This is a genomic window from Undibacterium sp. Xuan67W (assembly GCF_049340165.1).
Taxonomy (GTDB): domain Bacteria; phylum Pseudomonadota; class Gammaproteobacteria; order Burkholderiales; family Burkholderiaceae_D; genus Undibacterium.
This window is the reverse complement of sequence record NZ_JBMPPN010000022.1, coordinates 26,289-44,587: the sequence shown is the minus strand read 5'-3', so window position 1 is coordinate 44,587 and position 18,299 is coordinate 26,289. Positions and strand designations below refer to the sequence as shown.

15 protein-coding genes are annotated in these 18,299 nt (G+C 46.9%); 2 read left to right on the top strand and 13 right to left on the bottom strand.

Annotation, left to right across the window (positions count from 1 at the left end; all coding sequences use genetic code 11):
* Positions 1-60 precede the first annotated feature (60 nt).
* From nirB to ACO0LE_RS16940, 5 genes are all read right to left on the bottom strand, one after another.
* Positions 61-2,493 (bottom strand): nitrite reductase large subunit NirB, encoded by a 2,433-nt coding sequence (gene nirB, locus ACO0LE_RS16960; protein ID WP_422961520.1) that lies wholly within the window; start codon positions 2,491-2,493, stop codon positions 61-63.
* 145 nt (positions 2,494-2,638) lie between these two features.
* Complete coding sequence (locus tag ACO0LE_RS16955; RefSeq protein ID WP_422961543.1) at positions 2,639-3,406, bottom strand: ABC transporter ATP-binding protein; 768 nt, start codon at positions 3,404-3,406, stop codon at positions 2,639-2,641.
* An 80-nt stretch (positions 3,407-3,486) separates the two neighbouring features.
* Entirely contained in the window at positions 3,487-4,401 is a 915-nt protein-coding gene (gene ntrB / locus ACO0LE_RS16950) for a nitrate ABC transporter permease (RefSeq protein ID WP_422961542.1), read from the bottom strand.
* An 18-nt stretch (positions 4,402-4,419) separates the two neighbouring features.
* Positions 4,420-5,697 (bottom strand): CmpA/NrtA family ABC transporter substrate-binding protein, encoded by a 1,278-nt coding sequence (locus tag ACO0LE_RS16945; protein ID WP_422961541.1) that lies wholly within the window; start codon positions 5,695-5,697, stop codon positions 4,420-4,422.
* Between the two features lie 331 nt (positions 5,698-6,028).
* Positions 6,029-6,688, bottom strand: a complete 660-nt coding sequence (locus ACO0LE_RS16940; RefSeq protein ID WP_422961519.1) for an ANTAR domain-containing response regulator — start codon at positions 6,686-6,688, stop codon at positions 6,029-6,031.
* Positions 6,689-6,790: 102 nt separating this feature from the next.
* On the opposite strand from ACO0LE_RS16940, the gene tsaD reads away from it, so the two are divergent.
* Positions 6,791-7,819 carry a tRNA (adenosine(37)-N6)-threonylcarbamoyltransferase complex transferase subunit TsaD gene (gene tsaD / locus ACO0LE_RS16935; RefSeq protein ID WP_422961518.1) on the top strand — a complete coding sequence of 343 codons (1,029 nt, stop codon included), beginning with the start codon at positions 6,791-6,793 and terminating at the stop codon, positions 7,817-7,819.
* 81 nt (positions 7,820-7,900) lie between these two features.
* On the opposite strand, the gene ACO0LE_RS16930 is transcribed toward tsaD, so the two are convergent.
* From ACO0LE_RS16930 to ybaK, 3 genes are all read right to left on the bottom strand, one after another.
* Positions 7,901-8,356 (bottom strand): cache domain-containing protein, encoded by a 456-nt coding sequence (locus ACO0LE_RS16930; protein WP_422961517.1) that lies wholly within the window; start codon positions 8,354-8,356, stop codon positions 7,901-7,903.
* A 79-nt stretch (positions 8,357-8,435) separates the two neighbouring features.
* Positions 8,436-9,041 (bottom strand): glycerol-3-phosphate 1-O-acyltransferase PlsY, encoded by a 606-nt coding sequence (gene plsY, locus ACO0LE_RS16925; protein WP_422961516.1) that lies wholly within the window; start codon positions 9,039-9,041, stop codon positions 8,436-8,438.
* A 74-nt stretch (positions 9,042-9,115) separates the two neighbouring features.
* The gene (gene ybaK / locus ACO0LE_RS16920) at positions 9,116-9,607 is read right to left on the bottom strand and encodes a Cys-tRNA(Pro) deacylase (RefSeq protein ID WP_422961515.1); all 492 of its coding nucleotides are present in this window, start codon (positions 9,605-9,607) and stop codon (positions 9,116-9,118) included.
* A 508-nt stretch (positions 9,608-10,115) separates the two neighbouring features.
* Between ybaK and ACO0LE_RS16915 the strand changes: the two genes are divergently transcribed.
* Positions 10,116-13,010, top strand: a complete 2,895-nt coding sequence (locus tag ACO0LE_RS16915; protein WP_422961514.1) for a TonB-dependent receptor plug domain-containing protein — start codon at positions 10,116-10,118, stop codon at positions 13,008-13,010.
* A gap of 119 nt (positions 13,011-13,129) precedes the next feature.
* Here the strand turns inward: ACO0LE_RS16915 and xerD are convergent, their stop codons facing one another.
* From xerD to ACO0LE_RS16890, 5 genes are all read right to left on the bottom strand, one after another.
* Entirely contained in the window at positions 13,130-14,041 is a 912-nt protein-coding gene (xerD, locus tag ACO0LE_RS16910) for a site-specific tyrosine recombinase XerD (RefSeq protein ID WP_422961540.1), read from the bottom strand.
* 29 nt (positions 14,042-14,070) lie between these two features.
* Positions 14,071-14,592, bottom strand: coding sequence for a methylated-DNA--[protein]-cysteine S-methyltransferase (locus tag ACO0LE_RS16905; protein ID WP_422961513.1), 522 nt, complete (start codon positions 14,590-14,592; stop codon positions 14,071-14,073).
* Positions 14,593-15,080: 488 nt separating this feature from the next.
* Positions 15,081-16,361, bottom strand: coding sequence for a TRAP transporter large permease (locus ACO0LE_RS16900; RefSeq protein WP_422961512.1), 1,281 nt, complete (start codon positions 16,359-16,361; stop codon positions 15,081-15,083).
* Positions 16,358-16,909 carry a TRAP transporter small permease gene (locus ACO0LE_RS16895; RefSeq protein WP_422961511.1) on the bottom strand — a complete coding sequence of 184 codons (552 nt, stop codon included), beginning with the start codon at positions 16,907-16,909 and terminating at the stop codon, positions 16,358-16,360. Before ACO0LE_RS16895 ends, ACO0LE_RS16900 begins: the two co-directional genes overlap by 4 nt.
* Positions 16,910-17,103: 194 nt before the next feature.
* Entirely contained in the window at positions 17,104-18,108 is a 1,005-nt protein-coding gene (locus ACO0LE_RS16890; protein WP_422961510.1) for a TRAP transporter substrate-binding protein, read from the bottom strand.
* Positions 18,109-18,299 lie beyond the last annotated feature (191 nt).

Sequence of the window (18,299 nt, the reverse complement as noted above, 5' to 3'; positions counted from 1 at the left end):
TGCGCAAGCGCACCTTGTTTATCAGGGCGAGTTCTCTGGGCGAATTTTCCCGACGATTTATCAGGATGCGGACAGCATCTCAAACTGACGCGTATCGACTTGCGCCTTCTCCGGTTCATGCCAAGGATCGCTCTCGCCTTCAAGAGCAAACAGCAAGCGCTGGTATAACTCTTTGCGACGCTCTTCATCCTCGAGTACGATTTTCTTCACATGATCAAGACCAACGCGTTCGAGATAATGCACGGTGCGTTCGAGGTACCAGCCTTCTTCGCGATACAACTGCAAGAAGGCACCGGTGTACTCCATGACCTCCTGATGGGTTTTGAGCTTGACGAAGAATTGTGCGACCTCGGTTTTGATTCCGCCGTTACCGCCGACATAGACTTCCCAACCCGAATCGACACCGATCACACCAACGTCTTTAATACCAGCTTCTGCACAATTGCGCGGACAACCGGACACCGCTAGCTTGACCTTGTGCGGCGAATACATGCGGGCTAGTTCGCGCTCTAACTGCTGGCCCATCAGGGTCGAGTTTTGCGTTCCCATGCGACACCATTCGCTGCCTACACAAGTTTTAACGGTACGCAAACCCTTGGCATACGCCAGACCTGATGGCATACCAAGGTCATGCCAGACTTCGCGCAGATCTTCTTTTTTCACACCGAGCAAATCGATACGCTGACCGCCAGTAACTTTGACTGTCGGGATTTTAAATTTATCGACAACATCGGCGATACGGCGTAATTCAGATGCATTCGTCTCGCCACCCCACATCCGCGGAATCACGGAGTAAGTGCCATCCTTCTGAATATTTGCATGCGAACGTTCATTGATAAAACGTGATTGCGGATCATCCTTTGCTTCACGAGGCCAGGTCGAAATCAGGTAATAATTGATCGCAGGACGGCAGCTTGAACAACCATCCGGTGTGCGCCACTCCATGAATTTCTGGGTCGCTGCGACGGTCAGCAATTTATGTTCTTTAATCGCATCGCGCACTGCCTGATGCGAGTGGTCGGTACAGCTGCACATAGCTTTGACTTTTGCGCTGTCGCTATAATCACTACCGACAGTGAACATCAGAATTTGTTCCACCAAACCGGTACAGGAACCGCACGATGCCGATGCTTTGGTATGTTTGCGCACTTCATCGAGAGTCAGCAACCCTTTTTCTTTAATCGTGCTGACGATCTTGCCTTTGCAGACGCCATTACAACCACAGACTTCTGCGGTATCCGGCATCGCGGCGGCTTTAGTAAAGCCTTCGTGACCGACGTCACCAGTATTGGATTCACCAAACATCAAGGTATCGCGGATCTCGGCAATGTTTTTGCCTTCGCGCAGCAGCTTGAAATACCAGCTTCCGTCAGCGGTGTCACCGTACAAGCAGGCACCGATCAGCTTGTCATCTTTGAGTACGAGCTTCTTGTACACACCACCTATCGGATCGGACAGGATGATCTCTTCGGTGTCTTTGCCACCCATGAATTCACCGGCGGAGAACAGATCAATGCCCGTGACTTTAAGTTTCGTCGATGTGACTGAGCCCTGATAACGTCCAATCCCAAAATTCGCCAGATGATTCGCGCAGACCTTTCCCATTTCAAACAATGGCGCCACCAGGCCGTACACAGTGCCGCGATGATTCACACATTCGCCGACAGAATAAATACGTGGATCGTAGGTCTGCATCGTGTCATTGACGACGATACCGCGGTTGCAATACAAGCCTGCAGATTCTGCAAGTGCGGTGTTCGGACGAATTCCGACCGCCATGACGATTAACTGCGCGGGGATTTCCAAACCGTCAGTGAAACGAATACCCTTTACGTGACCATTGTCATCACTCAGAATAGCTTCCGTATTTTTTTCCAGCAGGAAGGAAAGACCGCGATCTTCCAGCGATTTTTGCAGCATCTTGGCAGCAACCTGATCAAGCTGACGCTCCATCAACCAGCCCGGCAGATGGACCACCGAGACTTTCATGCCGCGCATCATCAGACCATTTGCCGCTTCCAGTCCCAGCAAGCCGCCGCCGATGACCACCGCATGCGTGTGTTTTTCCGCCGCTTCGATCATGGTATTCGTGTCATAAATATCCCGATACGCGATGACACCTTTAGCATCCTTGCCCGGCACCGGTAACATAAATGGCACAGAACCCGTGGCGATCAGGAGGCGATCATATTCTGTCAGCGTGCCATCTTCGGCGATGACCAGACGCTTGACGCGGTCGATCTTGACGATTTTTTTACCCAGATGCAGGGTGATATTATTTTCTTCGTACCAGTCGACATCGTTGAGCATGATGTCTTTAAAATTCTGCTCACCAGACAATACGGGTGATAGCAAGATACGGTTGTAATTAGCATGTGGCTCAGCACCAAATACCGTAATGTCGTACAGGTCGGGGGCAATTTTCAGCAATTCTTCCAGAGTACGCACGCCTGCCATACCATTACCGACCATGACCAACTTTAATTTTTTCATGACATCTCCTTCGGTTACCACTCAATGCAAAGCAAGGAACAGTGCCGGTGTGCATCAAACTTCACTTTGATCGCGACTGACTCAACGCTATTACATCCAGTGCAGTATTAAGGCTATATAGTTAGGCTGCGACAACTTGGTGCCATCAGGCTGCATCTTTCGCAGGATGCGACTGACGGTGATAAAGGAACTCCAGCACTTCACTGCGATAGCTGGCATATTGTGGATTTTGTGAGAGCTCGACGCGATCACGGGGTCGCTCCAGCTCCACATGCACTATTTCACCAATGGTTGCGGCGGGTCCGTTAGTCATCATCACAATACGATCTGACAGTAGTACCGCCTCATCCACATCATGAGTCACCATCACTACGGTAGATTGAGTCTTAGCAACGATCTTCAGTAATTCATCTTGCAAATGAGCGCGGGTCAGTGCATCGAGTGCGCCGAACGGTTCATCCATCAACAAGACTTTTGGCTCTATCGCTAATGCACGGGCGATGCCGACACGTTGTTTCATACCACCGGAAATTTCATTCGGACGTTTTTTTTCTGCGTGCATCAAACCAACTAACGACAAAGCTTGCAAGGTACGTTTTTGCAATTTAGTCTTATTTTCAGCAGCACCAAAAACACGCTCCACTGCGAGGTAAATATTTTCGTAACAAGTCAGCCATGGCAATAGGGAATGGTTTTGAAAAACCACACCGCGCTCTGGAGACGGACCGGATATTTCGCGATGCGCGCATAACAACGTGCCCGACGTCGCCTCGGTAAGACCTGCTATCAGATTCAGCAAAGTTGACTTGCCGCAACCGGAGTGACCAATCAGCGTAATGAATTCACCTTTACGCACTTTGAGATTGATATCGCGCAGAGCATGAAAACTCCCCTTCTTGGTGTTGAACATCATCTCGACCTGATTGATCTCGATATACTTCTGATCGCCTGCCGGATCTTTGGACGATACATCAATAACAGTCTCAGATGGGTTCATGACGATACCTCTTCATAAGTGAAGGCGCGGGCAATTGCGACCAGAATTTGTTCCAGAATCAAACCAACTAAACCGATGACGATAATGGCTATGATGATGTGAGGAACATTTAAATTATTCCATTCGTCCCATACCCAAAATCCAATTCCGACACCACCTGTCAGCATCTCGGCTGCGACGATCACTAACCACGCGGTACCGATCGCCAGACGCACGCCCGTCAACATGTAAGGCAGGACCGAGGGAAATAAAATCTTCGTGACGATTTTCCATTCAGATAAATTCAATACACGTGCCACGTTCATGTAATCTTGCGGTACGCGCTGCACACCGATCGCCGTGTTGATCACCATCGGCCAAATAGAGCAAATAAAGATCGACCAGATCGCGGCGGGATGGGCCGACTTGAATACCAGCAAGCCAATCGGCAACCAGGCTAATGGCGAGACCGGTTTCAGCAAGCTGATAATGGGATTAAACATGCCGGACAAAAAGCGAAACCGACCTATCATGAACCCTAGCGGAATCCCCACTGCAGCAGCTAGTCCAAAACCAACTGCCACCCGTTTCAGCGATGCATAAATATTCCAGCCTATGCCTTGGTCGTTCGGTCCTTTTTGGTAAAAGGGATCAGAAAATACATTGATCGCTTCTTGCAAGGTCACCCAGGGAGAAGGAAAGGATGAATTTTTGAATGCGATAATTTCCCAGATCAGCACTAGCAAGCTGATACCAAATATCGGCGGTAAAACACTCAACAAAAACGGTCGTATAGAACGCTTCAATTTCAGCTCCTTATTTTTTGTCGTAGCTGTTGTTGCTATTACCTCAGGAATAGCAGAGGAAGTAGACCGTTCTCCTGTATTATCAGCTACCGCTTTGACCGGCTCTCTTATGACGCCCCGCACCATGGTATTCATCACGATTCCTTAGGCTTTGATCTTGAAGGATGCTGCGTAGGCCGCCGGATTTTTACCATCCCATACGGTACCGTCCATCAATTTACTGCTGCGCATCGGGTCTTTAGGAACATTGACTTTTGCCATTGCCGCTGCATCTTTGTAGATATCAATACGGTTCACAGATTTAGCGACGGCCAGATAATCTGGATCCACTTTCAGCAAACCCCAGCGTTTGTGCTGAGTCAGGAACCACATACCGTCAGACAGATAGGGGAAATTCACTGCGCCGTCGTTGAAGAATTTCATGTAGTTAGGATCATCCCAGGTCTTACCCAATCCATTTTGGTAGCGGCCGAGAATCCGCTGATTAATGACATCCACCGAGGTATTGACATAGGATTTATCAGCAATCGTTTCAGCCATTTTATTTTTGTTCAACAGCGATGCATCAATCCAGCGACTGGCTTCAAGAATCGCCGCCGTCATGGCCCTGGCTGTATTCGGATATTTCTGTACAAACTCGGCAGTCGTACCCAATACTTTTTCTGGATGATCTTTCCAGATGTCTTGTGTTGTGGCGGCAGTAATACCAATACCGTCGGCAATCGCACGATGATTCCAGGGTTCGCCGACGCAATAGCCATCCATATTGCCGACCCGCATATTCGCGACCATTTGCGGTGGCGGGACGGTGATGACTTTAGCGTCTTTCATTGGATTGATGCCATGCGCTGCCATCCAGTAATACAGCCACATAGCATGTGTACCGGTAGGGAAAGTCTGCGCAAAAGTGTATTCGCGTTTGTCTGTTTGCATGAGCTTGGCGAGACCGGCGCCATCTACCGCGCCTTTTTCTGCCAGCTTTTTGGATAAGGTAATCGCTTGTCCATTATTATTCAGCGTCATCAGGATATTCATATCCTTCTTGGATCCGCTGACACCCATTTGCACGCCGTACAGCAAGCCGTATAAGCAGTGTGCTGCGTCGAGTTCGCCGTTGACTAACTTATCGCGTACGCTCGCCCAGGATGATTCTTTGGTAGGTACGATTTTGATGCCGTACTTTTTGTCGAAACCAAGCACGGAGGCCATCACGACAGACGCGCAATCTGTCAGCGGGATGAAGCCAATGCGAACTTCTTCCTTCTCCGGCTTATCTGAACCTGCTGCCCACACACCACCAGTCGCTAATCCCATTGCACTTGCTCCTGCAAATAGACTGGCGCTTTGCACGATACTGCGACGCTTAAGATTAATTGCATTGTCATCATGATCGCCTTCGTTGTTAGGTGTTATTTCGTGCATCGACATAGTTGAACTCCAGCCAAAAAAATTCGGGACAAAAAAAAGGCGCCTGTCCAGCAAACAAGAAGCTTGCATGGAGAGACACCTTTGTCTGATGCGAATCGACCGCCGTTAGCCTGATCCACAATTACGCCATCGTTGGCGCATACATTGGCCAATGCAAACTGCGTGCCATGTAGTTTTTATGACCGAATAGGTTGAAAAATATCTTTTCAACAAGAAGATGCACAAAATCACCCGCCAGAATCGCACTCGAATTGTGCGCCGCACTAATTTTGCGCGGCATACATCTTGTTCCCTGAGGTACAAGGCATCATTTGGGCCGTACAAATTACCCGAGCAAATCAGCAACATCGAGCATACGCTGTGCAAGATCAACTAATTTCAAGTTCTTTTCCATCGCTTGCTTACGTAGTTTTTGATATGCCTCGTTTTCGGACAAGTGATAGCGCTCCATCAACAGGCCTTTCGCTCTCTCAATCGTTTTGCGCTCGGCCAGCTTGGCTTTGGTATCCGAAAGTTCTGAGCGTAATTTTTGATCTGCATTAAATCGTGCCATGGCGACATCCAGTACAGGCTTAATTCGCTCTGCTTGCAGACCTGCAACGACATAAGCGGAGACTCCAGCTTCCATCGCAGCGGCCATATTGGATTGATTCGCATCTTCCGTAAATAAAACGATAGGTCTTGGGGCATCACGAGTAGCCAGAACCATATGCTCCAGTACATCGCGAGAGTCAGACTCAGCATCGATAATGATCATGTCCGGTTGTAACTGTGCGATACGCTCTATCATGTAGAAGTCGCCTGGAATCGATGCGATGATGTTATATCCGGCCTGGAGCAATCCAATACGCAAAGCACGAGAACGCTCCAGCTGCGCTTGAGCATTCTCTTCCTGCTCGTCTTCATGTGATACCACCGTGTTGACCACGACGATTTTCAAACTTGATGACAAGGCAATTGACTTCTGATTGTTCGGCTTACTCATCCAACTCCACTTGTTATCGCTATAATCCTGCTTTTACGTACTTGCATGTTACATTCACATGCAAGAATCGCTCCACTCTGGCATCTGCCTCTAGAAAACACAATGATAGTTCTTGGTCTTGAATCTTCCTGCGATGAAACCGGTCTTGCTTTATATGACACTGAACAGGGTCTGTTGGCACATGCCTTGCACTCGCAAATCGCCATGCATCAAGAATACGGTGGGGTAGTACCGGAACTGGCCTCACGCGATCACATACGGCGAGCAATTCCTTTATTGGAAGAAGTGCTGGACAAAGCACAATTGCCGCGCACCGCGATTGATGCGATTGCTTATACACAAGGACCAGGCCTGGCAGGCGCTTTACTTGTCGGTGCTTCTGTAGCCTGCGGATTAGGCCTGGCGCTAGATAAGCCCGTGTTGGGCATTCATCATCTCGAAGGTCATTTGCTTTCTCCTTTATTAGCAAGCAAGCCACCGGCATTTCCATTCATCGCCCTATTGGTGTCCGGCGGTCATACGCAACTCATGCGCGTTGATGGCGTTGGTCAGTATCAATTGTTAGGAGAAACTCTTGACGACGCTGCCGGCGAAGCGTTTGATAAGTCCGCTAAACTCTTAGGTCTGTCATATCCGGGAGGGCCTGCGATCTCACGTCTGGCAGAGTTCGGTGATCCGCTTGCTTATAAGTTTCCGCGTCCCATGTTGCATTCCAAGGATCTGAACTTCAGTTTTTCTGGTTTAAAAACGGCCGTGCTTACCGTTGTAAAAACTCATCCGGTAAATATCTGCGAACAGGATAAGGCGAACATTGCGCGTGGCTTTGTCGATGCACTGGTAGATGTGCTGGTCGCAAAATGTGTGACTGCGATGAAAGAACACGGAATGAAACGTTTAGTGATTGCGGGCGGTGTGGGAGCGAACAGTCAACTGCGAGCTGCGTTAAATGCGGCCGCCACTAAACGACGCTTTCAGGTATTCTATCCTGAATTAGAATTTTGTACTGATAACGGCGCAATGATTGCCTTTGCAGGCGCGATGCGACTCAAAAAAAATCCCGCTTTAGCCAAACGGGATTATGGTTTCAACGTGAGACCTCGCTGGCCTTTGCATGAATTGGAAGCTGCTTAGTTTTAGCGTCACGAATCGAATCGAACCGACACTTGCTGGAAGTCATCGACTACTTAACCAATAAGTTGTCTTGTAGTATCGTTATTTTTTGTAGATACCGCAGCCAACAATCACGTCCTCAAACTTTTCTATGTACATTGATTTAGGTTCGATTTGCTTAGTCAGCGGATTCAGAAATTTATAATCCTGCCAGCCGCTGCCTTTTTTCTTCGCCATCTCAAGACGTTCTTTAATAAAGAGTTTACCGTCTTCGTCTTTAAGCTCAATCATGTCTTTACCGACCATGCGCGGATTCAGATGTGCCAGATTTTTACCATTAAAATCATACACGACAACGTATAAATCTTTATCTGAGTACTGTCCATCACGTTTATTGATCTCGGCAATCGTTGCCTGCATACCAGATTTTTTCATCGCCTCAATGGTTTTTTGCACCATTGCTTTTGCCTCGCTGGCGGTGCCGTGCTCTGCCGACAATACGGGCATACACCAGAAAAAAGAAAGCACGCACATTGCAGTAGCTACTTTTTTGAACATGGTCAATCTCCATAGAAATTTTCAGCACGGCAAGAATTTCATCTTAGACGGCAAACAAACATATTCCTAGTACTAAAACCTACTTCTTTTTGCTACCGAGCTTACTCTCTTTGCCCTTCATCAGATTCGTAATATTCTGGCCATGACGGTAAATCAATAAACCACTCATCACAAAAATTGCCAGCAACTTGATATCCGGCCCGAACAAAAGTCCATAGTAAAAGGGCGCAAAAATTGCCGCAATCAACGCTGCCAGAGAAGAATAACGGAATGCAAATGCAATGATCAGCCATGTCGCCAAGGTCGCAAGTCCCAGCCAAGGATTCAATCCCAGCAATACCCCCAAAGCAGTAGCGACGCCCTTACCACCGACGAATTTAAAAAATACCGGCCATAAATGCCCGAGAAACACAGCAATCGCCACAAGACCAACAGTATTTTCATTCAAGTCAAACTGCGGGCCGTAAGTGATCGCCAGCCAAACGGCTAACCAGCCTTTAAATCCATCGCCAAGCAAAGTCAGAACCGCTGCGACTTTGTTCCCACTACGCAGAACATTCGTTGCTCCTGGATTTTTGGACCCGTAAGTACGTGGATCAGCGAGGCCAAAAATTTTACTGACCACTACCGCAAATGAGATCGACCCGATCAGGTAAGCGGCAAGTACGGCAAGCAAAGTAGTCATTCGATTCCTTCTAGTAATTTTAAAAACCGGTGTCAGTATATTTGATCCATCTATATCAGGAGAATTTTTCTAATCTAATCATTTAAAGCGCAATTTACGGGTATCGCTCGCAGTAACGTGACGATCACGTCAGGTGTAATCCCAATTAAGAATCCGCGCCGACCTCCATTAATATAGATTTTTTCAAGCAACAAAATACTCTCCTCAATATAAATCGGAAGATTTTTTTTTGTGCCAAATGGTGATGTGCCACCAACTAAATAACCGGAATGCTTTTGAGCTACTTCAGGCTTACATGGTTCGACAGATTTGCACTTAACTTGCCGAGCCAAATTTTTTGTAGAAACCTTGTGATCGCCATGCATGAGAATGATCAATGGTTTTGCAGATTCGTCTTGCATAACAAGTGTTTTGATAACGACGTGCTCATCGACATACAACTCACGTGCAGATACCTTAGTTCCGCCATGTTCTTCATACGCGTATAGATGTTCTGAAAAAATTACGTTATGCCTACGTAAAAATTGTGTCGCCTGCGTTTCTGACACGTGCGCTTTTTTGGTCATATTTCTTTACGGCAGATTACAAAGCGATAAATTATATCCCTAGAGAATCGTTATCTAAGGTCGATCTTTCATTAAGAATAACCAAATTTCTTACGAATAAAATACTCAATTTTCTTCAAGAACATTTAAATCCCCATCTAGTTAATTTTCGATATGTGTTTTATTCATATCAAACATAAGTTTTGCGTCTTTTTTATATATAAAGTTATTTTTATTGGTAAAGAATTATTTTTAATATCAAAAAATCTATTTTCAAGGAACATAAATTTTCAAATTCGTATGAACTACGCAACAATCTGTAACATGCGCGTAACAAATGAAAAGATAATGTTCAATCCATTTACAAATTTGTGGGCGCATTTGAGAGATTATTTTTCATGTTTTTTATGAAATAAATCCACCCTTTAGTAAATTGAATAAATCAATAATTTGTTCAGCAAATTTTAGATTTAACCGCTATTCAATGATTGTTAATCGAAATTAACTAGTTCATATTCAGGGAGTAATAATGATTTTCAAAGAAAAAATCGGAGTGCAATCCGTGCGACTGGCACTAAGTGCCCTAGCGGGATCTATGTTGATTTCTGGCTATGCTCAGGCACAAGTCACTTCAGAATCTGTACAAAAAATTGAGATTACGGGATCCAATATTAAACGTGCGGAAAAAGAAGGCACATCTCCAATTCAGACTATTACGGCCAAACAAATCAGGGAAAGTGGCGCTGCTACCGTTCTTGAACTGATGAGAACGGTACCTGCAATTGGTACTGGCGGCTACAGCGATACACCAGATCAAAATGGTTTTTCTAAAGGTGTAGCAACTGCATCGTTACGCGGATTGGGATCAACTTCAACGCTGATCTTGTTGAACGGTCGCCGCATGGCACCGTCCGCGTATGTGAATCCGAACAACGGTCAATCAACTTTATATGATCTGAACTCAATCCCTATTTCCGCGCTGGAACGTGTTGAGATTTTCAAGGATGGTGCTTCTGCCGTGTATGGCTCTGACGCGATCGGTGGTGTTATCAACTTCATTACGAAGAAAGATTACCAAGGCGGCGAGCTCTCCACAACAATCGGTGCAAATGACAAAGGCAAGTTTGGCAAACAAAATGTCAACGGCACGATTGGATTTGGTAGTTTCGCTAAAGACGGCTATAACGTTTTTGCAGCGGTAGATTACACAAAACGCCAGGCGACAAAACTGCGTGATGCAAACTCTGACGTTGAAGCAGGTTTGTACGACACGATTAACCATCGTATGAATGGTTATTACAATGCTACGGGCAATCTCTTTAGCACGGTATCGAATCAAGGTTTTTTCTACAAAGAGTCGTCTCCTGGATCAGCAACGGCTGTAACTGGTGCGTCTGTAATTAATAAAACAAACTGCCCGACCTCTCAGCAGATTGTGGGTGGTGTGGCAAACGGCATTCCAAGTGGCACTTTGTTTAATCGTACGTTCTGTACTTATGACATCGCGGATCATACTAATGCGGGCACACCAGGCTCCGACGTAAGCTTGCTGTCACGCGGCAATTTGCGTATTAACGACAACATTACTGCTTTTGCTGAAGTTGCCTATACAAAATCTGAACGTCAATATGTCGCCAACTCTCGGGCAATTGACTATACAAACGGCCAGGTAACGAGCTACTCCGCGAGTGGTGCACAATCTTCTTTCTTCGCATTTTTGCCAGCTGGCCATCCTGACAATCCGTTTCCTGGAATTCGATCCCTGATCCGCTATCGTTTTGAAAACTTACGTGGCGGTAGTGAAACGACGAACACGAACTACCGTGGGCTCGCTGGCCTGAAGGGCGAAACAAAGGGCTTTGATTGGGAAACAGCGGTTCTGTGGAATCGCTCGAACAGCGATAACACTACATTCGGTCAGCTGTATCTGCCAACACTGCGTAAACTGCAAACTCAAAATGTAAGTTTGGCTGCATTATCTGCAGATCCTACCTTGAGTGTTGATGTCACGACTAAAGGTAAGTCTGAAGTTTTCCAATGGGATGCAAAAGCAAGTACTGAATTTGGTCAGCTAGGTGGCGGTGCAATCGGCGTTGCAGGTGGTTTTGAAGTTCGTCAAGAAAAATTAGTAGTAACTCCTGATGCTCGCACTGCTGCGGGTGACGTCTATGGCCTAGCAAATCAGTTGATTGACGGTAGTAGAACCGTGAGCTCTGGCTTCATGGAATTACGCACGCCATTCACAAAGTCCTTTGAAATGGATTTCGCTGGTCGTTTCGATAAATACCCTGACTTGAAAACAAATTTTGTACCAAAAGTCGGTGCAAAATGGTCGGCAAGTGATGCTGTAGCATTCCGTGGCACATACGCAAAAGGCTTCCGCGCTCCTTCTTTGTCACAAACGACTCCGGGTGGCGCCCAATTTTTCCTGAACAATCTGGTTGATCCAATTCGTTGCCCTTCAGGTAATGGACCTGCGACAGGTGCGGACACGACAGACTGTAATAAATCAATTTCAGGCGTAGGCGCAGCGAATCCAGCATTGAAGCCAGAAAAATCAAACAGCTACTCGATTGGTATGGTTTTATCTCCAACCAAAAACTTCGACGCAACCTTTGACTTCTACCATATTCGTAAAGAGGGTACTGTTCTGCTGCAAAGCGCACAATACCTGATCGACCACGAATCTCAAAATGCGTCTAACGTTATTCGCGACCAAAATCAACTGACATGGTTACGTGATGCAAACGGCAACTTGATCCCTAATTCTGGCCCATTGCAAAAAGTAACAGAACCATGGATCAATCAAGGTAGCATCGAAGTGTCTGGTTTAGACGTTAACTTGGCATTGCGCTCAACACTTGCCTCCGGAAATTTAACGACTAACCTCAATTTGGGGTATGTCCATTCATTCAAGATTGAGGAAAAGCTCGGTGATTTCACAATCAATACCGCAGGTACTTCTCCTGGCTTGGCTGACTGGGCAATTTCATCTGGTACGGACCAGCCACGTATTCGTGCTACTTTGTCTTCCTCATGGACAAGCGGTGACAATACTATATTTGGTTCAATCAACTACCGTGGTCCTGTGTCCTTGCAGCGCAGATCTGAAGGTGAAACAATTTACTCAACACCATACTGCCAATATCGTGGCACTACTGCACCAGCTGGAACATATCAGACAACGGCATTGCCAGGTTACATAGAGAACTTCCCAGATTGTTCCGTATCTAGCTGGACAACGGTCAATCTCGGTTACAGCTACACGGGCTTTAAAAATCTGACATTGTCTGCAAACATTTCAAATCTGTTTGATTCAAAACCACCTTATGATCCACGCTACGCAACATTGGGCTACAACAGCACATTGGATAGCAACACAGGCCGTTATTTCAATGTTGGTTTGAAATACGTCTTTAAATAATCAAAGGTTTCGTGTTTTTCTCGTCTCATTGAGGAAATGCGATCAAGCAACAATTAAAATGCCCCGAAAAATCGGGGCATTTTTTTGTCGTAAATATCTAAAAGCTTACGAATTGCTGCTCAACTTCCTCTTGGGTGATGCAAAGCATGCAGTTTCTTCAAACGCTCTTTTGCAACGTGGGTGTATATCTGTGTCGTTGAAATATCTGAGTGTCCAAGCAAAAGCTGTACGACACGCAAGTCGGCGCCGTGGTTCAGCAAATGTGTTGCAAACGCATGGCGCAAGGTGTGGGGTGACAATGGTGCATGAATGCCTGCCATCTCTGCATATTTTTTAATCAGAATCCAAAACATTTGCCTCGTCATCGCACCACCACGGGCGGTCACGAATAGAGCATCATCAATCTGGCCGTTCAAAATTTGTGATCGTGCATCTCGTAAATATCGTTCCATCCACATCCTGGCGACTTCGCCGAAGGGTACCAGGCGGGTTTTGCTACCTTTGCCGGTGATCCGCAGAACACCGTCATTGAGACTGACCTCAAGTGAACGCAAGGTTACCAGTTCAGTGACCCGTAAACCGCATGCATATAAAACCTCCAGCATCGTGCGGTCACGCAGGCCGTGTGGCGTGCTGTCGTCGGGTGCTTGCAATAAGGCTTCGACTTGTGCTTCACTCAGCGTGTGAGGTAAGCGACTCGCCTGCTTTGCCGATCGTAGTTTGGTACAGGGATTTGCCGTCATCAGATTCTGACGAAATGCCAGACGGTAAAATCGTTTGAGGACGGTCATTCTGCGATTTGCAGAGGTCGCTTTTGAGATGGCGTGTTTTTGCGCGATATAGCTTGCGACATCCACCTCATCGGCTTGATACAAATGTTTTTGTCGCTGTAAATATAACCATTCTGCAAAAAATCGCAGATCGCGTCGATACGCTTCTAATGAATTTTTTGCTAAGCCATCTTCTAGCCAAAGCGTGTCACAAAACTGGTCAATCTGCTCCTGAATAGGTGAAGGTAACAGTACCGGGATTGCGGAGGCTCCCTGAGCATCTGAGCTTGCTACTTTGACGTCCACAAAGACTCCTGGGTATAACCGGCCACGCCCTCATGGGTAAGCAACCAGCGCTTTACACCGAGGTGAAACCCAGTCTCATCGTCATGATGCGCAAAACCACCGAGGCCACCAGCAGCGGTCACTCTATGGCATGGGATCACTAAGGGAAACCAGTTCGCGCCACATGCCTGCCCTACCGCACGTGGTGCCGATTTTATATGCTTAGCGATCTGTCCATAGGTCAGGACTTCGCCACGCGGAATCGAAGAAATCGCTTGCCAGACCTTGGTCTGAAATACGCTACCCACCTGTTTGAGAGGCAAGTCAAAGCGATAATCAGGCTCTGACAAATAACGTTCGATTTGCTTGGAGGCCTTTTCTGCAATTTTATCAACCGGTGCTTTGTCAGGGAAACGGGGCGGCAGATACACCAGCTCAGTCACTAACTGCGATTCTGTACGGATACCGATGGCACCGAAAGGTGCATGAACGATAGCGGAAAAGATGCCGGTTTCTCTGTCTTGCATAGTGGCCTGCGAGGAAATAAGGAAATGACGGAATGACGAAATGGAGAATAATTGAATATAGCAAAACCATAAAGAAAAAAGGCGCATCAAGCGATGCGCCTTTAAAACTTCTTTCGCGTTTCGGGCTGTTTAGCGCTATCTCACTCTCTTAGCACTCAGCTTGTATTAAAACGCGCGTCTCCTCAGTGTCCTACGGTATCGATACCGTTTTTATGCACTACCGCCTTATAAACCTGTATAGCTATTTTCAGCATAATTTCGCTTCGTTTAATTCTATTTTAGAAGCTTACTGCTAAATCTCAATCTGCCAAGAATATAGCATGCAATTTTGTGCGTTTCAAATTGATTACGCACAAAAAAAGGGCGCTGTTGCATATAAGTACAAATACGTGGTTTTACTGAAAATTGTTCTGGACAAGACAAATTTCTTTATTACTAAAATCAACAAAGCCGTATTTACTTAGTGTAACTACGGCTTTATCCGACTTTTATTTGTAGACTAACTGGGGTAACCAAGTGGAAATTTGTGGCACGTAAGTAATTAACAACAAGAAGCCTATCATCGTCAATAACCACGGCATCACAGCGACGGTCAATTCAGTAATCCCCATTTTGGTGATTCCTGAGGCGACATAGAGATTCAGCCCCACTGGTGGATGGCACATACCGACCTCCATATTGACCACCATAATGATGCCAAAATGCACAGGATCGATGCCGAGCTTCATCGCAACCGGAAACAAAATAGGTGCCATGATCAGCACAATCGATGACGGCTCCATCACATTACCTGCCAGCAGCAACAGAATATTCACCACCAGCAAGAAGCTGATCATGCCAAAACCTTTATCCATGATCCATCCCGCCATCGCTTGCGGAATGTTTTCACTGGTCATCAGGAAAGAGAATAAAACGGCATTAGTAATGATGTAGAGCAGCATTGCCGACATCGCCGCAGAATCCAGCAAGACCTTAGGAACCTTGGCAAGGCTCATGTCCTTGTACACAAACACCGCAACAATAAAGGCATAGACGGCAGAGACCGCGGCAGCTTCGGTAGGTGTAAACATCCCGGTATAAATGCCGCCCATCACAATCACGATCAGCAGCAGACCCCAAGCGCTTTTGCGGAAATGTACCAGTCGCTCAGCCCAGCTCGCTTTTGGCATGCGCGGATAATTATGCTTGCGTGCCAGGAACCAGGTCGTCAAACCAAGGAAAATCGCCAGTAACAACCCTGGGACCACACCCGCCATAAATAACTGACCGACTGACGTATTGGTCGATACGGAGTACATGACCATCACAATTGAGGGCGGAATCAAAATGCCCAAAGCACCTGAGGTCGTAATCACACCAGCGCCGAAGCCTTTAGGGTAACCCTGCTTCACCATCGCCGGCATGATAATCGAGCCAATCGCGACCACTGTCGCGGGAGATGAACCGGATACCGCAGCAAACAAGGCGCAGGCCATAACACCAGCCAATGCCAGGCCGCCGTGCCAGTGACCTACCATCGAAGCGGCAAAATTAATCATACGCCGCGCCACCCCGCCATGTGTGAGGAAATTACCCGCCAGAATAAAGAACGGAATCGCCATGATCTCGAACTTCTCAATTCCTGTGAACAACTTCAGGGCAACCGATTCAATTGGCACCGTCGTCATTGTGAACAAGAAGGTCAATACCGTCAGACCGAGAGAAATCGAAATTGGCATTCCTGTCAGCATTAACGCTAACAACAAGACAAATATGATGGCGGCGTTCATGCTTTCACCTCTTCTTCCAAACCTTCGACATGCGAATGATCATGCTTAGGCAATTCACCTGTTTTGATAAAAGCCCATGCGACTTGCATAAAGCGGAAAGACATTAGCGACGAACCCAGGGGAATCGCCATGTACACCATCCACATCGGCACTTCCAGATCTGCTGAAGTCTGATCGGTATGCGCTAATTCCCAGACGAATTTACTACCAAGCACGGCAACAATGCCGGTAAATAGTGCGCCGGACAACAAACCCAGTACGACGAATTTATTACGCCAGGGCGTGTTCATCTTATTGATGAGGACATCGACACCGACGTGAATGCCAGTACGCACACCATAGGCTGCACCGAATTTTGCCATCCACACAAACATATAGATGGTTAATTCTTGTGCCCAGCTGAGATTAATTTTAATCAGAAAGTCTTGTATGACAGGGATGGGGAAGCCAGCCGCATAGCGATGTACGACTGCGACGAAAGTCACCAGCGTGGCGGCTCCCATCAGGAAGGCAATCAGCCATTCTTCCAGATGATCTAGGAATTTCATAGTCCCTCTTAAGAGTGATTAAGGGTGATTAAGGGTGAGTTGGAACGAATCTGATAACACGCATCAGGCGCGCCCCATCAGCTTAGTAGATCAGCTCAATACATCAGCCGGATGTCAGTCGCATTCAATCACATATTAGCGACATGTCATCCGTGTATAGCAAGGGGAGCAAAGTCCCCTCACTGACTGAGTGCTTATTTTTCGCCAGAAGAGGCAGATAACTTACGGATCGATGCGATCAGATCTTTACCGATACGACCTTCCATATCGGTCTGTACTGGCAACAAGGCTTTGCGCCATTCATTCTTTTCAGCCGGGGTCAGTTCATAGATCGTGGTTTTACCGGCTTTACGAATCGAATCCAAGGCACGGCCGTTTTCTTGGTCAGCAATCGCATTGGCATAAGTCGTTGCATTTTTCATCGCGGAATCCAGCTCGGTGCGGATGTCGGCTGGCAGGCTGTCCCAGAATTTTTTATTCACAACGACGGCATAACCAAGGTAGCCGTGGTTCGATACGGTTACATGCTTCTGCACCTCGTGCATTTTTTGCGTGTACATGTTAGATGGTGGATTTTCCGTTCCATCAACGACACCTGTTTGCAGAGCCTGATACACCTCAGAGAACGCCAGTACTTGTGGATTCGCACCAAGAGCACGCATCTGCGCATCCAGCACTTTGGACGATTGAATACGCATTTTCAAGCCTTTGAAATCGGCTGGTGTGCGTAATGGCTTGTTTGCGGACATCACTTTAAAGCCATTGTCCCAGAACGCCAAACCTGTAATGCCTTTAGATTCAAGCTTTTGTAACAGGCCTTTACCGATAGGACCTTCTGTCACCTGATGCAGCGTGTCTTTGAACGGGAAGATGTAAGGCAAATCAAATACTTCAAATTCTTTCACGCCGAGGGGGCCAAATTTTGCCAGTGATGGCGCGAGCATCTGTACCGCACCTAATTGCAGGGCTTCGAGTTCTTCCTTATCCTTGTACAAGGTACTATTTGGATACAGCTCAACTTTGACACGGCCTTTGGTATTTTTCTCAGCGAGTTCTTTAAAACGCTCTGCCGCTTTGCCTTTTGGTGTGTCGCTTGCGACAACATGGCTGAATTTGATAACGATAGGTGCCTGCGCGAAGGCAGCGCCGCTCACGACGGATGCAACCAGCATAGAACACAATAGGGATGTGAGTTTCATTGATGTCTCCGGAAAATTTTAGGAATCTTACTTTTGTGACGCGATTATTCTTTGCACCGCCAATTCCTACAACTGTGGATAACCACAATTGGATTGCAATACAACAGGTGTGCGGCAGGCACGCAGAAAATACGCACACATGCGCAACTCATACGCAACACACACTCAATGCACACAGAACAGATGACTGA

What these genes read in the sequence shown, in the direction of transcription:
- nirB (WP_422961520.1), bottom strand. Translation starts at nt 2,493, where the DNA reads ATGAAAAAATTAAAGTTGGTCATGGTCGGTAATGGTATGGCAGGCGTG.
- ACO0LE_RS16955 (WP_422961543.1), bottom strand. Translation starts at nt 3,406, where the DNA reads ATGATGTTCAACACCAAGAAGGGGAGTTTTCATGCTCTGCGCGATATC.
- ntrB (WP_422961542.1), bottom strand. Translation starts at nt 4,401, where the DNA reads ATGGTGCGGGGCGTCATAAGAGAGCCGGTCAAAGCGGTAGCTGATAAT.
- ACO0LE_RS16945 (WP_422961541.1), bottom strand. Translation starts at nt 5,697, where the DNA reads ATGCACGAAATAACACCTAACAACGAAGGCGATCATGATGACAATGCA.
- ACO0LE_RS16940 (WP_422961519.1), bottom strand. Translation starts at nt 6,688, where the DNA reads ATGAGTAAGCCGAACAATCAGAAGTCAATTGCCTTGTCATCAAGTTTG.
- tsaD (WP_422961518.1), top strand. Translation starts at nt 6,791, where the DNA reads ATGATAGTTCTTGGTCTTGAATCTTCCTGCGATGAAACCGGTCTTGCT.
- ACO0LE_RS16930 (WP_422961517.1), bottom strand. Translation starts at nt 8,356, where the DNA reads ATGTTCAAAAAAGTAGCTACTGCAATGTGCGTGCTTTCTTTTTTCTGG.
- plsY (WP_422961516.1), bottom strand. Translation starts at nt 9,041, where the DNA reads ATGACTACTTTGCTTGCCGTACTTGCCGCTTACCTGATCGGGTCGATC.
- ybaK (WP_422961515.1), bottom strand. Translation starts at nt 9,607, where the DNA reads ATGACCAAAAAAGCGCACGTGTCAGAAACGCAGGCGACACAATTTTTA.
- ACO0LE_RS16915 (WP_422961514.1), top strand. Translation starts at nt 10,116, where the DNA reads ATGATTTTCAAAGAAAAAATCGGAGTGCAATCCGTGCGACTGGCACTA.
- ACO0LE_RS16905 (WP_422961513.1), bottom strand. Translation starts at nt 14,592, where the DNA reads ATGCAAGACAGAGAAACCGGCATCTTTTCCGCTATCGTTCATGCACCT.
- ACO0LE_RS16900 (WP_422961512.1), bottom strand. Translation starts at nt 16,361, where the DNA reads ATGAACGCCGCCATCATATTTGTCTTGTTGTTAGCGTTAATGCTGACA.
- ACO0LE_RS16895 (WP_422961511.1), bottom strand. Translation starts at nt 16,909, where the DNA reads ATGAAATTCCTAGATCATCTGGAAGAATGGCTGATTGCCTTCCTGATG.
- ACO0LE_RS16890 (WP_422961510.1), bottom strand. Translation starts at nt 18,108, where the DNA reads ATGAAACTCACATCCCTATTGTGTTCTATGCTGGTTGCATCCGTCGTG.